General features: G+C 59.1%; 19 protein-coding genes. 18 read left to right on the top strand and 1 reads right to left on the bottom strand.

The window, feature by feature from the left end:
• The 14 genes from rplF (at window position 1) to dsbD (ending at window position 9,242) form a co-directional block, all read left to right on the top strand.
• Window positions 1-534 carry a 50S ribosomal protein L6 gene (gene rplF, locus KY494_RS15900; protein ID WP_034778281.1) on the top strand — a complete coding sequence of 178 codons (534 nt, stop codon included), beginning with the start codon at window positions 1-3 and terminating at the stop codon, window positions 532-534.
• 13 nt (window positions 535-547) lie between these two features.
• Window positions 548-910: a 50S ribosomal protein L18 gene (rplR, locus tag KY494_RS15895; protein ID WP_071079767.1), complete on the top strand. Its 363-nt coding sequence runs from the start codon at window positions 548-550 to the stop codon at window positions 908-910.
• Between the two features lie 9 nt (window positions 911-919).
• Window positions 920-1,438: a 30S ribosomal protein S5 gene (gene rpsE, locus KY494_RS15890; protein ID WP_010394433.1), complete on the top strand. Its 519-nt coding sequence runs from the start codon at window positions 920-922 to the stop codon at window positions 1,436-1,438.
• A 10-nt stretch (window positions 1,439-1,448) separates the two neighbouring features.
• A complete protein-coding gene (gene rpmD / locus KY494_RS15885; protein WP_010394435.1) occupies window positions 1,449-1,628 on the top strand; it encodes a 50S ribosomal protein L30 in 180 nt (59 codons plus the stop codon).
• Between the two features lie 30 nt (window positions 1,629-1,658).
• Window positions 1,659-2,090: a 50S ribosomal protein L15 gene (gene rplO / locus KY494_RS15880; RefSeq protein ID WP_034753211.1), complete on the top strand. Its 432-nt coding sequence runs from the start codon at window positions 1,659-1,661 to the stop codon at window positions 2,088-2,090.
• A gap of 32 nt (window positions 2,091-2,122) precedes the next feature.
• The gene (gene secY / locus KY494_RS15875) at window positions 2,123-3,457 is read left to right on the top strand and encodes a preprotein translocase subunit SecY (protein ID WP_010394438.1); all 1,335 of its coding nucleotides are present in this window, start codon (window positions 2,123-2,125) and stop codon (window positions 3,455-3,457) included.
• A gap of 18 nt (window positions 3,458-3,475) precedes the next feature.
• A complete protein-coding gene (infA, locus tag KY494_RS15870) occupies window positions 3,476-3,694 on the top strand; it encodes a translation initiation factor IF-1 (RefSeq protein WP_005663428.1) in 219 nt (72 codons plus the stop codon).
• A 42-nt stretch (window positions 3,695-3,736) separates the two neighbouring features.
• Entirely contained in the window at window positions 3,737-3,850 is a 114-nt protein-coding gene (gene rpmJ, locus KY494_RS15865; RefSeq protein WP_010394471.1) for a 50S ribosomal protein L36, read from the top strand.
• A 14-nt stretch (window positions 3,851-3,864) separates the two neighbouring features.
• The gene (gene rpsM / locus KY494_RS15860; protein ID WP_219136097.1) at window positions 3,865-4,230 is read left to right on the top strand and encodes a 30S ribosomal protein S13; all 366 of its coding nucleotides are present in this window, start codon (window positions 3,865-3,867) and stop codon (window positions 4,228-4,230) included.
• A 17-nt stretch (window positions 4,231-4,247) separates the two neighbouring features.
• Entirely contained in the window at window positions 4,248-4,652 is a 405-nt protein-coding gene (rpsK, locus tag KY494_RS15855) for a 30S ribosomal protein S11 (protein WP_010394475.1), read from the top strand.
• A 255-nt stretch (window positions 4,653-4,907) separates the two neighbouring features.
• On the top strand, window positions 4,908-5,531 hold the full coding sequence (gene rpsD / locus KY494_RS15850) for a 30S ribosomal protein S4 (protein WP_010394478.1): 624 nt from the start codon (window positions 4,908-4,910) through the stop codon (window positions 5,529-5,531).
• Between the two features lie 102 nt (window positions 5,532-5,633).
• Window positions 5,634-6,611: a DNA-directed RNA polymerase subunit alpha gene (locus KY494_RS15845; RefSeq protein WP_008444343.1), complete on the top strand. Its 978-nt coding sequence runs from the start codon at window positions 5,634-5,636 to the stop codon at window positions 6,609-6,611.
• Window positions 6,612-6,744: 133 nt separating this feature from the next.
• The gene (gene rplQ, locus KY494_RS15840) at window positions 6,745-7,137 is read left to right on the top strand and encodes a 50S ribosomal protein L17 (RefSeq protein WP_010394482.1); all 393 of its coding nucleotides are present in this window, start codon (window positions 6,745-6,747) and stop codon (window positions 7,135-7,137) included.
• Between the two features lie 158 nt (window positions 7,138-7,295).
• Complete coding sequence (dsbD, locus tag KY494_RS15835) at window positions 7,296-9,242, top strand: protein-disulfide reductase DsbD (protein WP_258194268.1); 1,947 nt, start codon at window positions 7,296-7,298, stop codon at window positions 9,240-9,242.
• An 84-nt stretch (window positions 9,243-9,326) separates the two neighbouring features.
• Here dsbD and KY494_RS15830 read toward each other — a convergent pair whose 3' ends face one another.
• Window positions 9,327-9,860, bottom strand: coding sequence for a Spy/CpxP family protein refolding chaperone (locus KY494_RS15830; protein WP_219887481.1), 534 nt, complete (start codon window positions 9,858-9,860; stop codon window positions 9,327-9,329).
• 187 nt (window positions 9,861-10,047) lie between these two features.
• Here KY494_RS15830 and KY494_RS15825 point away from each other — a divergent pair, with 187 nt between their 5' ends.
• The 4 genes from KY494_RS15825 to KY494_RS15810 all read left to right on the top strand — a co-directional run bounded on the left by KY494_RS15825 (window position 10,048) and on the right by KY494_RS15810 (window position 16,495).
• Entirely contained in the window at window positions 10,048-10,776 is a 729-nt protein-coding gene (locus tag KY494_RS15825; protein ID WP_034753223.1) for a response regulator, read from the top strand.
• A complete protein-coding gene (locus KY494_RS15820) occupies window positions 10,773-12,131 on the top strand; it encodes an ATP-binding protein (RefSeq protein WP_219887480.1) in 1,359 nt (452 codons plus the stop codon). The genes KY494_RS15825 and KY494_RS15820 overlap by 4 nt, the downstream gene beginning before the upstream one ends.
• Window positions 12,132-12,218: 87 nt before the next feature.
• Window positions 12,219-13,388: an efflux RND transporter periplasmic adaptor subunit gene (locus tag KY494_RS15815; protein WP_219887479.1), complete on the top strand. Its 1,170-nt coding sequence runs from the start codon at window positions 12,219-12,221 to the stop codon at window positions 13,386-13,388.
• Window positions 13,385-16,495, top strand: a complete 3,111-nt coding sequence (locus tag KY494_RS15810; RefSeq protein WP_219887478.1) for an efflux RND transporter permease subunit — start codon at window positions 13,385-13,387, stop codon at window positions 16,493-16,495. Before KY494_RS15815 ends, KY494_RS15810 begins: the two co-directional genes overlap by 4 nt.
• Window positions 16,496-16,666: the final 171 nt, after the last annotated feature.

Raw genomic sequence — 16,666 nt, 5'->3', positions numbered from 1 at the left:
ATGTCTCGAGTAGCTAAAATGCCTATCGTAGTGCCAGCTGGCGCCGAAGTCGCCATCTCCGCACAAGCGATCACCGTAAAAGGCCCGCTGGGCGTACTTTCCCAGGCCCTCACCGGCCAGGTCAAAGTGGAAAACAATGCAGGAACCCTGAGTTTCGACGTGGCGAACGACAGCCGCGAAGCCAATGCCATGTCCGGCACGCTGCGCGCACTGGTCAACAACATGGTTGTTGGCGTCACCAAGGGTTTCGAGAAAAAGCTGAACCTGGTAGGCGTGGGTTACAAGGCGCAAGCTCAAGGCGACAAGTTGAATCTGTCCCTGGGTTTCTCGCACCCTGTAGTGCATGACATGCCAGCTGGCGTTACCTGCGCAACACCAACCCCGACCGAGATCCTGATTAAAGGTATCGACCGTCAACAGGTTGGCCAGGTAGCCGCTGAAGTTCGTGCTTACCGCGCTCCTGAGCCTTATAAAGGCAAGGGCGTTCGCTATGCGGACGAAGTGGTTAAGCTTAAAGAAACCAAGAAGAAGTAATTAGGGGCTGACGATGGATAAGAAAGAATCACGGCTTCGCCGCGGACGCCAAACCCGCATCAAGATTGCGGAATTGAAAGTAAATCGCTTGTCGGTGCACCGCACCAACCTGCATATTTACGCCAACCTGATCAGCCCGGATGCAAAAATCCTGGTTTCGGCCTCGACGGCTGAAGCGGAAGTTCGCGCTGAACTGGCAGGCCAATCCGGCAAAGGCGGCAATGCCGCTGCTGCAGCCTTGATCGGCAAGCGCGTCGCTGAAAAAGCGTTGAAAGCAGGGATTACCGAAGTTGCGTTTGACCGCTCCGGTTTCCGTTACCACGGCCGTGTGAAAGCGTTGGCAGAAGCCGCACGCGAAGCCGGTCTGAAGTTCTAAGGATCAATCATGGCAAAAATGCAAGCAAAAATGCAAAGCGACAAGCCGGATGATGGCATGCGCGAAAAAATGATCGCGATCAACCGCGTGACCAAAGTGGTCAAGGGTGGTCGTATCATGGGTTTCGCCGCGCTGACCGTAGTTGGTGATGGCGATGGCCGCGTCGGCATGGGCAAGGGCAAATCGAAAGAAGTGCCAGTTGGCGTGCAGAAGGCAATGGAAGAAGCCCGTCGCAACCTGATCAAAGTACCGCTCAAAAACGGTACCTTGCATCACACGGTTGTTGGTCGTCACGGCGCCTCCAAGGTCCTGATGAACCCAGCTAAGCCTGGTACCGGCGTGATCGCTGGTGGCGCCATGCGCGCTATCTTCGAAGTGATGGGCGTGACGGACGTGGTGGCGAAATCCACCGGTTCGAACAACCCATACAACCTGGTACGCGCTACGCTGGACGGCCTGTCGAAAATGAGCACTGCTTCCGATATCGCTGCCAAACGCGGCAAGTCGGTTGAAGACATTCTGGCTTAAGGTGGACAAAATGACAAACACAGTCAAAGTGCAATTGGTCAAGGGCTTGATCGGTACGCGCGAATCGCATCGCGCTACCGTGCGCGGTCTGGGTCTGCGTCGTGTAAATTCGGTTTCCGAATTGCAAGACACCCCATCCGTACGCGGCATGATCAATAAAGTATCGTATCTCGTTAAAGTTGTCGGGTAAGCCTTCGGGCTTACACGAACGGAGCAAATCATGGAATTGAATACTATTGCACCAGCCGAAGGCGCTAAGCACTACAAGCGTCGCGTCGGTCGCGGTATCGGCTCCGGCCTGGGTAAAACCTCGGGTCGTGGTCACAAAGGTCAGAAATCGCGTTCGGGCGGCTTTCATAAAGTCGGTTTCGAAGGCGGTCAGATGCCTCTGCAACGCCGTCTGCCTAAGCGCGGTTTCAAATCGATGCACGCAACCTTCAAAGCTGAAGTGCGCCTGTCCGATCTGAACAACCTGGCTGTTGGCGATGTCGACATTCTGGTCTTGAAGCAAGCTGGCGTTCTGGGCGTGTTGGCCCGTGACGTGCGCGTGATCTTGTCCGGCGAAATCACCAAAGCGGTGAATTTGAAGGGCTTGAAAGTGTCCGCTGGCGCGAAAGCCGCCATCGAAGCAGCCGGCGGCTCGGTAGCCTGAGTTGACCGCTAACAGCTTGATCGGAGCGAAAATTGGCGACTAATCCACAACTTGCTAAAAGTGCAGCGGCCGGTTTCCCTTGGGGACGGCTCTGGTTTTTGCTTGGCGCATTGGTGGTTTATCGTATCGGTGCTCACGTCCCGGTTCCCGGGATTGACCCGACACAATTAGCCTCGCTGTTCAAGGAGCACGAAGGCGGCGTCCTGGGCATGTTCAACATGTTCTCGGGCGGTGCCTTGTCTCGTTTTACAGTGTTTGCGCTGGGTATCATGCCTTATATCTCGGCCTCGATCATCATGCAATTGCTGTCGATCGTGTCACCGCAGATGGAAGCGTTGAAAAAAGAAGGCGAAGCAGGTCGTCGCAAGATCACCCAGTACACCCGGTATTTCACGGTTGCCCTGGCACTGTTCCAAGCGTTAGGCATTGCAGTCGCACTGGAGTCGCAAGCTGGTCTGGTGTTGGAACCTGGTCTTGCATTCCGCTTCGTGACGGTCGTCACTTTGTTGACCGGAACAATGTTTTTGATGTGGTTGGGTGAGCAAATTACCGAGCGTGGCTTGGGGAATGGCATCTCGATCATCATTTTTGCCGGGATTGCAGCAGGTCTGCCGTCGGCGTTGGGTGGCTTGTTCACTCAGGTGTCGAATGGTTCGATCGGCAGCTTCAGCGCGATTTTCATCGTGATTCTGGTAGCACTGGTAACGTACTTCGTCGTATTCGTCGAACGCGGTCAGCGCAAAATATTGGTCAATTACGCGAAGCGCCAGGTAGGCAACAAGATTTATGGCGGTCAAACCAGCCATTTGCCGTTGAAGCTGAACATGGCCGGCGTGATCCCGCCGATCTTTGCTTCTTCGATCATCTTGTTTCCGGCCACTATCGTGGACTGGTTTTCAAAGGGCGCCGACAACGCTAACCCTGCGGTGCGGTTCTTGAAAGATTTGGCAGCATCGATGGGGCCTGGTGAGCCTATCCATGCGCTGTTGTACGCAGTGGCGATCGTGTTTTTCTGTTTCTTCTATACAGCGCTGGTGTTTAACAGCAAGGAAACAGCGGATAACTTGAAGAAAAGCGGTGCGTTCATTCCCGGGATCCGTCCAGGCGAGCAGACAGCCCGTTACATCGACAAGATCCTGACACGCTTGACACTTGCCGGCGCAGTCTACATCACCCTGGTGTGTTTATTGCCGGAATTTATGCAAGCCCAGTGGAAAGTACCATTCTATTTCGGCGGTACTTCTTTATTGATTATTGTAGTTGTCACCATGGATTTCATGGCGCAAGTACAGAACTACGTGATGTCGCAGCAATATGATTCGCTGCTGCGCAAAGCAAATTTCAAGGGCGGAATTCCGACGCGTTAAGCGCGGTAAACATACCGAATGGCAAAAGACGACGTCATACAGATGCAGGGCGAGATTCTTGAGAATCTCCCAAATGCAACATTTCGAGTGAAGCTGGAGAACGGACACGTGGTCCTCGGGCATATTTCAGGTAAAATGCGGATGAACTATATTCGCATTCTCCCTGGAGACAAGGTGACGGTGGAGTTAACGCCGTACGACTTGAGCCGGGCCCGTATTGTGTTCCGTACCAAGTAACACACTGAATCAAACCAAAGAAGCGAAAGAAAGAGCCCCAAAATGAAAGTTCTCGCATCAGTCAAGCGGATCTGCCGCAACTGCAAGATCATCAAGCGCAAAGGCGTAGTCCGCGTAATCTGCGTGGAACCACGTCACAAGCAGCGTCAAGGTTAATCGAGGAATAACAAATGGCACGTATTGCAGGGGTTAATATCCCAAATCATCAGCATACCGTTATCGGCCTGACAGCCATCTACGGTGTGGGCCGTCCACGCGCAGAGAAAATCTGTGCATCGACCGGTGTAGCAACCAACAAAAAGATCAAAGATCTGGATGACAACGAACTGGAAAAACTGCGCGATGAAGTAGGTAAATTCATCGTCGAAGGCGATCTGCGTCGTGAACTGTCCATGAACATCAAGCGTTTGATGGATCTGGGTTGCTACCGCGGCATGCGTCATCGTAAGGGTCTGCCTTGCCGTGGCCAGCGTACGCGTACGAACGCACGTACCCGCAAGGGACCGCGTAAAGCCGCTCAATCGCTGAAAAAATAATCCGCTAGGGAATAATTATGGCTAAGTCGCAAAATAACGCCGCATCAGCACGCGTGCGTAAAAAGGTTAAAAAGAACGTCGCTGAAGGCATTGCACATGTCCACGCTTCGTTTAATAACACCATCATTACCATCACCGATCGTCAAGGCAATGCCTTGTCGTGGGCTACCTCCGGCGGTGCAGGCTTCAAGGGTTCGCGTAAATCGACCCCGTTCGCAGCGCAGGTCGCCGCGGAAGCCGCTGGTAAAGTGGCTGTTGAGTGTGGCGTCAAGAACCTGGAAGTACGTATCAAGGGCCCAGGTCCTGGTCGTGAATCCGCTGTTCGCGCGCTGAACAACCTGGGCATCAAGATCACCGAGATCCAGGACGTGACGCCGGTACCGCACAACGGTTGCCGTCCACCGAAACGCCGTCGTATCTAAGATAGTGTTGCAGAGGGCGCTTCGGCGCCAGCTGCTTTTCTGTCTGTTGTTTTAGTACAGTTATGTGAAATCGCTGGAGCAGGGAGCCGGAAACGGTTATACTGCCCGGCTGTTCTTGCCTGTCAAATTCCATTTGGCGGGTTTTTCGTTTTCAGCCACCGTCTGATTGAAGCTGAGTCAGACTAGCGCCTAACCGCAGCAGCGTGTTTGATCATGCATGTGGCTGGGGCGTTATCATTAATAAAAGGAAGCATCGTGGCACGTTATATCGGACCTAAAGCAAAACTCTCCCGCCGTGAAGGTACTGACCTGTTCCTGAAGAGCGCACGTCGCTCGCTCGACAGCAAGTGCAAACTGGACGTCAAACCAGGCCAGCACGGTGTCAAATCCGGCGCCCGCACCTCGGACTACGGTAACCAACTGCGCGAAAAGCAAAAAGTAAAACGCATGTACGGCGTGCTGGAACGTCAATTCCGCCGCTACTTCGCTGAAGCGGACCGTCGTAAAGGCAACACCGGCGAAACGCTGTTGAAGTTGCTGGAAACGCGTCTGGACAACGTTTGCTACCGCATGGGCTTTGGTTCGACCCGCGCTGAAGCGCGTCAATTGGTCAGCCACAAAGCGTTCACCGTGAACGGTATCGTTGTGAACATCGCTTCGTACGCGGTTAAAGTTGGCGACATCGTTGCTGTTCGTGAAAAATCGAAAAAGCAAGTGCGTATCGTTGAAGCACTGTCGCTGGCTGAACAAGTTGGCATGCCTAGCTGGGTTTCGGTTGATGCCAAGAAAATGGAAGGCACCTTCAAGTCCCTGCCAGAGCGTAACGAAATCGCTAACGACGTCAACGAATCGCTGATCGTCGAGCTGTACTCGCGTTAATAGTAGTTAGCACCATCACCGCCCACTCGATCGAGTGGGCGTTTTACTAATGCCATCAGCCTTATCGGTGTAATGAGCCGAGGGTATTGAAAAGGACATTTCATGCAAAACAGTTTGTTGAAGCCACGTATTATCGATGTTGAAGCTCTCGGTGCAGGTCACGCCAAAGTCGTGATGGAACCGTTCGAGCGCGGCTATGGCCACACATTGGGTAACGCGTTGCGCCGCGTCTTGCTGTCGTCGATGGTAGGCTACGCGCCGACCGAAGTGACGATCGCCGGCGTCGTCCACGAATATTCCTCCCTCGATGGCGTGCAAGAAGACGTCGTCGATCTGTTGCTGAACTTGAAGGGTGTGGTTTTCAAAGTCCACAACCGCGATTCGGTAACCCTGACCCTGAAAAAAGAAGGCGAAGGCGCGATCCTGGCCTCCGACATCGACCTGCCGCATGACGTCGAACTGATCAACCCTGACCACGTGATCGCCCACCTGACCGCTGGTGGCAAGCTGGACATGCAGATCAAGGTTGAAAAAGGCCGCGGCTACGTTCCTGGTAACGTGCGTCGCCTGTCGGAAGACACGAACAAGACCATCGGCCGCATCATCCTGGACGCGTCGTTCTCGCCAGTGCGCCGTGTATCGTACTTCGTTGAATCGGCTCGCGTTGAGCAACGTACCGACCTGGACAAGCTGATCATCAACATCGAAACCAACGGCGTGATCTCGCCGGAAGAAGCGATCCGCCAGTCGGCCCGCGTCCTGGTGGATCAGTTGAATGTGTTCGCTGCCCTGGAAGGCACGGAAGCTGCCGCTGAAGCGCCATCGCGCGCTCCGCTGGTCGATCCTATCCTGTTGCGTCCAGTCGACGATCTGGAGTTGACCGTGCGTTCGGCGAACTGCCTGAAAGCGGAAAACATCTACTACATCGGCGACCTGATCCAACGTTCGGAAAACGAACTGCTGAAAACGCCAAATCTGGGCCGCAAGTCCCTGAACGAAATCAAGGAAGTGCTGGCATCGCGCGGCTTGACCTTGGGCATGAAGCTGGAAAACTGGCCGCCTGCAGGCCTGGAAAAGTAATTCGTAGTTGTAGCAAACTGCCTGGGACAGGTGTCCCAGGCTTTTATTTTGAAGCACCAAACCGGCCCGCGATGTTGCACTAGCTTCATCGATCGAAGAGCTGGAATTTAAACACTCACCGAAAGGATTTATCATGCGTCACGGTCACGGCCTCCGTAAACTGAATCGTACCTCGTCCCACCGTCTGGCAATGCTGCGCAACATGACAGTATCGCTGCTGCGTCACGAAGCGATCAAAACCACCCTGCCAAAAGCAAAAGAACTGCGCCGCGTTGTTGAGCCAATTCTGACCTTGGGCAAAACTGACTGCCTGGCAAACAAGCGTCTGGCCTTCAACCGCCTGCGCGATCGTGAAATGGTCTTGAAGCTGTTCGCTGAACTGGGCCCACGTTACGCCAACCGTAACGGCGGCTATGTGCGTATCCTGAAAATGGGTTTCCGCGTAGGCGATAACGCTCCTATGGCGTTCGTCGAACTGATGGATCGTCCAGACACGACCGAAGCAGTTGAAATCGCTGGCGAGTAATCCCGGTAGTTGCATCTGAGAAAGCCAGGCCTAGCCTGGCTTTTTTGTTTTCTGCTGCAGTCATTCTTACCGCAGTGTACTATTCTCCTTTCGCGCCGGCCCGGCACAAGCGCTGCCTGCTCCGCGCGTCCTCTGTCGAATGGTCGAAAAGGTAGTTCATGTCCCGTTTCCTCTCCAGCGCCACCGCGCGCGCCGCGCCACGCCATCCTTTGCTCACTTGGTTTGCTGCCTGTTTCTTCCTGTTGATCGCCGTTTTTGGCGCCGGCCATGCCCGTGCCGACGATGAATTCCTCGATCCCGAACTGGCGTTCAAATTTTCCGCCCGCATGCAGGATCCGTCCACCATCGCCGTCACCTATGTGATTGCCGATGGTTACTATATGTACCATGAGCGCTTCAAGTTCGACGCCGTGGGCGCCAAGCTGGGCACGCCTGTGTATCCGGCTGGCAAGGTCAAGTTTGACGACACTTTCCAGAAGAACGTGGAAACGTTCCGCAAGACGCTGACCATCACCATTCCCGTGCAGGCCGCTGGCGCGTTCACCCTGAAAGCGACGGGACAGGGCTGTTCCGACAAGGGCCTGTGCTATGCGCCGCAGGATGCCACGGCCCAGCTGGTGGGCGGGGGCGGCGGCCAGAGCATGGCGCCGGGCGGCGTGGCGTCGAAGTTTGCCTTGCCTTCCGCGCCGGCAGTCGACATGGCGGCCGTCAACGGCTCGCAGGCGCAGGCGTCGCCTGGCGTATCCGTGCTGAGCGTTCCCCAGGCCGATATCACCAGCACGCCCGAGCCGGTAGCGGCGGTTCCTGTGGCGGCAGGCCCGGCGCCCGCGCAAAACGAGCTGGGCAAGATCGAATCGGCCCTGAAGGGCGGCAAGCTGCTCGTCATCGTGCCCCTGTTCATGTTGCTGGGCCTGGGCCTGGCGTTCACCCCATGCGTGCTGCCGATGGTGCCGATTTTGTCGTCGATCATCATCGGCGATGGCGCCAAGGTCAGCCGTTCGCGCGGCTTGCTGCTGTCGCTGACGTACGCGCTGGGTATGGCCATCGTCTACACGGCGCTGGGCGTGGCGGCGGGCCTGGCGGGCGAAGGCCTGGCGGCCAAGCTCCAAAATCCGTGGGTGCTGGGCTTTTTCGCCTTGCTGATGGCGGGCCTGGCCCTGTCGATGTTCGGCTTGTATGAGCTGCAAGTGCCGGCTTTCCTGCAAGGCAAGCTGACGTCCGTGTCGAACCAGCAATCGTCAGGCCGCCTGGCGGGCGTATTCGTCATGGGCGCCATTTCCGCCCTGATCGTCGGGCCATGCGTGGCCGCGCCGCTGGCCGGCGCCTTGCTGTACATCAGCCAGACGCGCGACGTCGTCATCGGCGGCAGCGCGCTGTTTGCCATGGCGGTGGGCATGAGCGTGCCCTTGCTGTTGGTGGGCGTCTCGGCCGGCACCTTGCTGCCGCGTGCCGGCGCCTGGATGGATGCCGTCAAGCGCTTCTTTGGCGTGCTGCAACTGGGCGTGGCCTGGTGGCTGGTCTCGCCCGTGCTGCCTGGCGCCGTGCAAATGCTGGGCTGGACGGTGCTGTTCGTCGGTTACGGTATGTATTTGTTGGTGGGCAAGAGCGGCGCGCAGCACGCCTGGGTGGCCAAGGCCTTCGGCCTGGTGTTTGCCGTGCTGGGTGCGATGCAACTGGTGGGCGTGGCCAGCGGTGGACGCGATCCGCTGGCGCCGCTGGCGCACCTGGGCGGTGGCCAGGTGTACGCGCAACCTTTTACACGCGTAAAGACCGTGGCGCAGCTCGATGCGGCGCTGGCGCAGCTGGGTGGCAAGCCGGCCTTGCTGGACTTTTATGCCGACTGGTGCGTGTCGTGCATCGAGATGGAAAAACTGACCTTCGTCGATCCCGCCGTGCGCGAGAAGATGGGACAAGCCGTGCTGCTGCAAGTGGACGTGACGGCCAATGACGCGGACGACAAGGCCATGCTGAAGCGTTTCCAGCTGTTCGGCCCGCCAGGCATCATCATGTTCAACCCGCAAGGGCAGGAGATCGCCCAGTCGCGCGTGATCGGTTTCCAGAATGCATCGACGTTCCTGATTTCCTTGCGCAAGCTGGAGGAGTAGCTCGGGTTAGCCCGGGAGGGCGTAACCCGACACCACCGCACACGTCAACGTTGTCGGATTACGGTCCTGCGGACCTAATCCGACCTACCCTGCTTTCGGATGCTGCTCCATGCCATGGTGGCCACCACGATGGCCGCCGTGCTTGCCGCCAGGCACGCTGTCATCAAACACTTTCTTTTGCTCCGGCGTCAGCACGGCATAGAAGGTCTTCAGCGAGGCCAGGCGACTTTCCTGGCTGGCGATGCGTTCCTTCGACATGGCGATCCATTGTTCCATGCGCTCCGGCGCCGACAGCTTGGCCATCGCTTCGTGCTTGGCCTTCCAGTCGCCCATCGGTTTTTTCGGCGCGTTGGCGGCCGTGAAAGTGGCCCAGGCCGGTTCCTGCGCGGCTGTCAGCTTCAGCTTGTCGTGCAGGCGGGCCTGGTACTTGGCCATGCGCTCGGCAGGGTTGCCACCGCGGTGCGGGCCGCGCTGGCCATCATGTTGCATTTTGGTGCTGGCGGCAGGCGCGCTGGCGGCCGCTTCCTGGGCGTGGACGGTCAGCGATGCCGCACCCATGCCGAGTACGCTCATGGCGATGATCAAATTCTTGCGCAAGGTTGTCATTGAGGCGTTCATCTGGATTCCTTTGTAAAAGATGAGGGATGTACATGTTGCTGCACATGAATCCATGGTGGACTCTCCATGTTTCCCCGAAGTGTCCGCTGTCAGACAGTTTGTATCTATATGTTTCTTCGGGTCTCCTATATACAAGACGATACAAATGCGCTGTGCAAGGGCGGGGGAAGTGGGGATAATTCGTACCATGGAACCCACTTCTACAATTCTCATCGTCGACGATGACCGCGATATCCGCAGCTTGCTGGCGGACTACCTGGAAACGAACGCCTACCGCACCCTGGGCGCGGCGGATGGCACGGCCATGTGGAAAATTCTCGATGAAACGCGGCCCGACCTGATCGTGCTCGATTTGAACCTGCCTGGCGACGATGGCCTGACCTTGTGCCGCAAGCTGCGCGCCCAATCGACCGTGCCGGTGATCATGTTGACGGCGCGCAATGAGCCGCTGGACCGCATCCTGGGCCTGGAAATGGGTGCCGACGATTATTTGCCGAAACCGTTCGAGCCGCGCGAATTGCTGGCGCGTATACGCAGCGTGCTGCGCCGCAGCCATGCCATGCCGTCGAACGTGCCATCGGACAAGGCGCAGCAAATCCGCTTTTCCGGCTGGACCCTGGACCTCACGGCGCGCCACCTGCTCAATCCCAGCGGTCTGGTGATCATGCTGTCGGGCGCCGAGTTCCGCTTGCTGCGCGTGTTCCTGGAACACCCGAACCGCGTGCTCAACCGCGACCAGTTGCTGAACCTGACGCAGGGGCGCGACGCCGACCCGTTCGACCGCTCGATCGATATCCAGATCAGCCGCTTGCGTCAAAAGCTCGGTGAAGATGCCCGTTTGCCGCAAATCATCAAGACCGTGCGCAACGGCGGCTACGTGCTGGCCGGGCAAGTCAACGTGGAGCCGCACGCGTGAAGGCCTTCCTGGGATCGATGACGGGCAGGGTCTTCATGTTTCTGCTGATCGGCATCGTCGCTTCGGCCGCGCTGACGCAGTGGCTGGCCGTGGGCGAACGCCAGCGCGCCATCGAGCAATACCGCGACTATCACGCCGTCGAGCGGGCCGAGCAGCTGGTGATGGCGGCCGACGTGGTGCCGCTGGCCTCGCGCGCCGCCTACCTGAAGGTGGCCAACAAGGGCAGCGTGCGCCTGGAATTGCGTCCCGACACGGAACATAAGCCCGGTACGCCGACGGAATTTTCCAGCGCCCTGCAAGCCAAGCTGGGCGAGGGTTTCAAGGTCAGCGCGCTGGCCGAACGCCCGGCCGCCTGCATCAATCCACGCCAGTCGCCGGGCATGTTCGGCGCCAAGCCTTGGGGCGGTACCTGCGAAAACCTCGACGTGCGCATGCAGGATGGCCACGTGCTGCGCCTGATGGTCTTGCCGCCGCGCCAGCAGCCACCGTTCAATGAACACAATGACTGGATGACCCTGCTGCCTTTCCTGATCAGCATCGCCATCCTCGCTTACCTGGTCACGCGCATGACCATGCGTCCGCTCAAGCAGCTGGCGCAGGCGGCGAAAGACCTGGGCAACGACATCAACCATCCGCCGCTGACCCTGTCGGGCGCCAGCGAGATCCGCCAGGCCAGCGCCGCCTTCAATGCCATGCAGGCGCGCATCCGCCAGCATATTTCCCAGCGTACACAAATGCTGGCCGCCATCACGCACGACTTGCAGACGCCGCTGACGCGCTTGCGCCTGCGCCTGGAAAAGGTGGCCGATACGGAATTATATGACCGCCTGGTGGGCGACCTGTCTGCCATGCAGAGCATGGTCAAGGAAGGGCTGGACCTGGCCCGCTCGATGGATAGCACGGAAGCGATGCAGGCGCTCGATCTCGACTCCCTGCTCGACAGCGTTTGCTCCGACGCGGCCGATGCCGGCCAGAACGTGACCCTGGCCGGGCAGGCCAGCATGGCCTTGATGGGCCGGCCCATCGCCATGCGGCGTTGCCTGGTGAACTTGATCGACAATGCCGTCAAATATGGCCAGTACGCGCAGGTGACGGTCGAGCGCATCGCCGGCGCGGCGCGCATCCGCATCCGCGACGGCGGACCGGGGATTGCGCCAGATCAGCTGGCCAAAGTGTTCGAACCGTTTTATCGCATCGAGACCTCGCGTTCGCGCGAATCGGGTGGCATGGGCCTGGGCCTGACCATCGCGCGCAACATCGCCGAGCAGCATGGCGCCACGGTTTCACTGCTGAATCATGTCGACGGTGGACTGGAAGTCACCCTGATCGTGCCAGAGTATTACGCGGGAAAGTGAGCATTTCCGTGCGACAATATTGTGCTTTACGCCCCCTGGCAACTACCTTCAACCTGCAGCCCTGCGCTGCAACAGCGTGACAGAACAATGAAAAAGACTAGCCTGGCAATCCTCGTGGGTGCGGCCCTGTGTATCGGTGGCGGCATCTGGTATTTCAATCAGGCAGGCAAAGCGGCCGGTGGGCAGGATGGCAAAGGGGGCAAGGGCGGACAGGGACCAACCACGGTGAACGTGGTCGCGCCGCTGCGACAGGATGTGCCGATGCTGCTGCAAGCCAATGGCAGCGTGACACCGATCAGCAGCGTCGACCTGCATCCACAGACGACCAGTACGATCACCAAGGTGCACATCCGCGAAGGCCAGTTCGTCAAACAGGGCGAACTGATGTTTACGCTGGACGCGCGCAGCGAGCACGCGAATGTCGACAAGGCGCAGGCGCAAGTATTGCGTGACCGCGCCTCGGTGCTGGACCTCGAACGCCAGCTCAAACGCAGCCAGGATTTGCTGAGCAAGAACTTCATCGCCCAGGGCGCCGTGGATACTTTGCAAAGCCAGCTCGACGCGGCACGCGCCTTGCTGGCCGCCGACCAGGCCGCCTTGCGCGCCGCCCAGGTCGACTCCAGCTACACCGTCCTGCGCGCGCCGCAGGGTGGCCGCGTGGGCGCCATCAATGTGTACGCGGGCAGCCTGGTGCAGCCGACTACTTCGCTCACCAGCATCACCCAGCTCGACCCGATCGATGTGGTCTTCACCTTGCCGGAAAGCAGTCTGTCGGGCTTGCTGGCGGCGCAGAAGGCGGGCGAGGTGGCGGTCAAGGCGCTGCTGGCCGATGCCGGCGGCAAGCAGCTCGACGGTAAACTGAGTTTCATCGACAATGCCGTCGATCCCGCCACGGGCGTGATCAAGGTCAAGGCCCGTTTCAACAATGGCGGTACCGACCTGTGGCCTGGCCAGTATGTGAATACGCAGTTGACGGTGCGCACGCTCAAGGATGCGCTGGTCATCCCGCAAAACGCCATCATCACCAATACCACGGGCATCTTCGTGTATTCGATGGAAGCCGATAATACGGCCAAGGTGCGCAAGATTGCCCGCGTGTATGCGTTCGGCCCGAATGCCGTCGTCACCGGATTGACCGGCGACGAGAAAGTCATCGTCGACGGCAAGCAGAACCTGCGTCCGGGCGGCAAGGTGCGCCTGGCGGAAAAACACAAGGCCGCCGATGGCGCCGCCGCACCGCAGGGCAAGCCAGCATGAACCTGTCCGAACTGAGCATCCGCCGCCCCGTCATGGTGGTGCTGCTGTCCCTCTCCATCATCCTGGCCGGCGTGCTGGCGTATGGCCACATTCCCGTGGCGGCCTTGCCAAGCTATAACACGCCCGTCATCAACGTCAGCGCCGACCTGGCCGGCGCCAGCCCCGAGACCATGGCGTCCTCCGTGGCCTTGCCGCTGGAAAAGCAGTTTTCCACGATTGCCGGCCTGAGCCTGATCACCTCGACGAGTACCCTGGGCAATACCTCGCTGACCCTGGAGTTTGACGCCAGCATCAATGTCAACGAGGCCGCCGTCGACGTGCAGGCGGCCTTGCTGCGCGCGCAGCGCCAGTTGCCGACGGAAATGACGGACTTGCCGTCCTACCGCAAAGTCAATCCGGCCGATGCGCCCGTGCTGTTCATCCAGATGACGTCGCCATCGCTGAACTTGTCGGATCTGAATGATTATGCGGAAAACCTGATCGCGCCCAGCCTGTCGACCTTGCCAGGCGTGGCCCAGGTCAGCGTGAATGGCCAGAAACGCTTTGCCGTGCGCGTGCGCGCCCGTGCCGACCTGATGAACGCGCGCAACCTGACGATGGACGAGCTGGCCCAGGCCCTGCGCGCCTCGAACACGAATTCGCCGCTGGGCATCCTCGACGGCCCCAGCCAGACCTTGACCATCCAGGGCAACCCGCAGATGATGAAGGCGGCCGATTTTGCCGAACTCATCGTCGCCACGCGCAATGGCCAGCCCGTGCGGCTGAAGGAAGTGGCCGAAGTGGAAGACAGTTTCCAGTCGACCAAGACGGCCGGCAGTTTCAACGGCGAGCGCTCGATCACCTTGCTGGTGCAGCGCCAACCGGATGCGAACACGGTGCAAGTTGTCGATGCCGTGCGCAAACTTTTGCCGGGTTTCAAGGCGCAATTGCCCGCTTCCATCCAGATCAGCCTGGTCAACGACCGTTCCGTCTCGATCCGCGAAGCGATTCACGACGTCAACCTGACCCTGGCCCTGACGGTGATTCTGGTGGTGCTGGTGATCTTTTTGTTCCTGCACCGCGCGGCGGCCACCTTCATTCCGGCCGTCACCATGCCCATTTCCCTGCTCGGCGCGCTGGCCCTGCTGTACTGGCTCGGCTACAGCCTCGACAACATTTCCCTGCTGGGCATTACCCTGGCCGTGGGCCTGGTGGTCGACGATGCCATCGTGGTGCTGGAAAACATCGTGCGGCATATCGAGATGGGCAAGAAACCGATCCAGGCGGCCCTCGTGGGCGCCAAGGAAATGGGTTTCACCATCATCTCGATTTCCGTCTCGCTGGTGGCCGTGTTCATCCCCATCTTCTTCATGCCGGGCGTGATCGGCTTGCTGTTCCACGAGTTCGCCGTCGTCGTCACGCTGTCCATCCTCGTCTCGGCCATCGTGTCGCTGACCCTGGTGCCGATGCTGGCCAGCCGCTTCCTGCCGGCCGATACACGCGAACACAATGACAGCGACCCGAGCCATGGCGAGAAAACGTTCATCGGCCGCCACTTCGAGGCGGGGTTCACGAAATTGCGCAACGGTTACGTGCATCTGCTCGACAAGGCCCTGGCGCACCGCAACGTGGTGCTATTCGTTGCCGTGTGTACCTTTGCGCTGACGGTGCTGCTGTACGCGACCATTCCGAAGGGTTTCTTCCCCGAGGAAGACCTGGGCCAGATCCAGGTGAATACGGAAGCGTCGGAGGATATTTCCTCTGCTGCATTGCAGGACTTGCAAGCGCGCGTGGCGGCCGTGCTCAAGGCGGACCCCAGCGTGCAGGATGTGACGTCGTTCGTCGGTGGCGGCAACACGGGCCGCATGTTCATGGTATTAAAACCGCGCAGCGAACGGCCGAAAATGCCCGTGGTGCTGGAAAACCTGCGCCGCGCGACGAGCGCCGTGCCCGGCATGGCCGTGTATTTCCGTCCCGTGCAAAACTTGCAACTGGGCGGGCGCCAGAGCAAGAGCCGCTACCAGTACACCTTGCAAAGCGTCAGCCCCGATGCCTTGAATGACTGGGCGGAAAAGTTTATTGCTGGCATGCGCACCGATCCCGCGTTCCGCGACGTCACCAGCGATTCGCAGATCAAGGGCTTGCAGGCGTCCCTGCGGATCGACCGCGACAAGGCCAATCTGCTGGGCGTGCAAATGTCCGATATCCGCACGGCCCTGTACAGCGCCTTTGGCGAGCGGCAAGTGTCGACCATCTATTCGTCGGCGGCCAGCTATTACGTGATCCTGGAAGCGGCCACGGCGGATCGCCAGTATGACGATGCGCTCACGCGCGTGTCCGTGCGCAGCAAGTCGGGCGAGTTGGTGAAGCTGTCGAGTATTGCCTACGTGGAACGCACGATTGGCCCCACGTCCGTGAATCACCAGGGGCAGTTGCAGGCCGTGACGATCTCCTTCAACCTGGCGCCGGACGTGCCGCTGGGCATCGCCACGGGCAAGATCGACGTGATGGGCAAGGAAATGAGCTTGCCGGCCTCCATCATCACGCGCTACGGTGGCGATGCGGCCGTGTTCCAGGATTCGCAGGCTAGCCAGATCATCCTCATCATCGCCGCGCTGGCCGTGATCTATGTGCTGCTCGGCGTGCTGTATGAAAGCTACATCCACCCGCTGACCATCCTGGCCGGCTTGCCGTCGGCGGCCGTGGGGGCGCTGTTGACCTTGCGCCTGTTCGGCATGGACCTGACGATGATCGCCATCATCGGCATTTTGATGCTGATCGGTATCGTCAAGAAAAACGCCATCATGATGATCGACTTTGCCCTGCATGCGCAGCGCAACGAGGGCATGAGCCCGCCTGAAGCCATCCGCCAGGCCTGCATCCTGCGTTTCCGCCCCATCATGATGACATCGGCGGCGGCCCTGATGGGGGCCTTGCCCATCGCCCTGGGCCTGGGCGCCGGCGCCGAGCTGCGCCAGCCGCTGGGCCTGGCCGTGGTCGGCGGATTGCTGTTTTCGCAAGTGATTACCCTGTTCATCACGCCCGTCATCTATTTGTTCCTGGATAAGTACAGCGGCACGGGGCCGGTGACGGACGAGCAACTGGTCGCACTCGACAAGCAGGCTTGAGCGCTTGCATTACCTGTTGACCCGTGACCGGCGTCCCATTCCTGCGTGAATGGGACGCCGGTTTTGTATGGGCAGTGATACATACGGTAACAACCGTCAAGGGACGGCTCGGGTACTCTGGTTAGCGCTGCAAGGAATGTCACTATCCTGTACGCTTCGGATTGGCAAGGC

The sequence above is a fragment of the Janthinobacterium sp. PAMC25594 genome, from assembly GCF_019443505.1.
Lineage (GTDB): Bacteria > Pseudomonadota > Gammaproteobacteria > Burkholderiales > Burkholderiaceae_D > Janthinobacterium.
The sequence above is the reverse complement of the archived record's forward strand: the minus strand, read 5'-3'. Positions and strand labels throughout refer to the sequence as shown.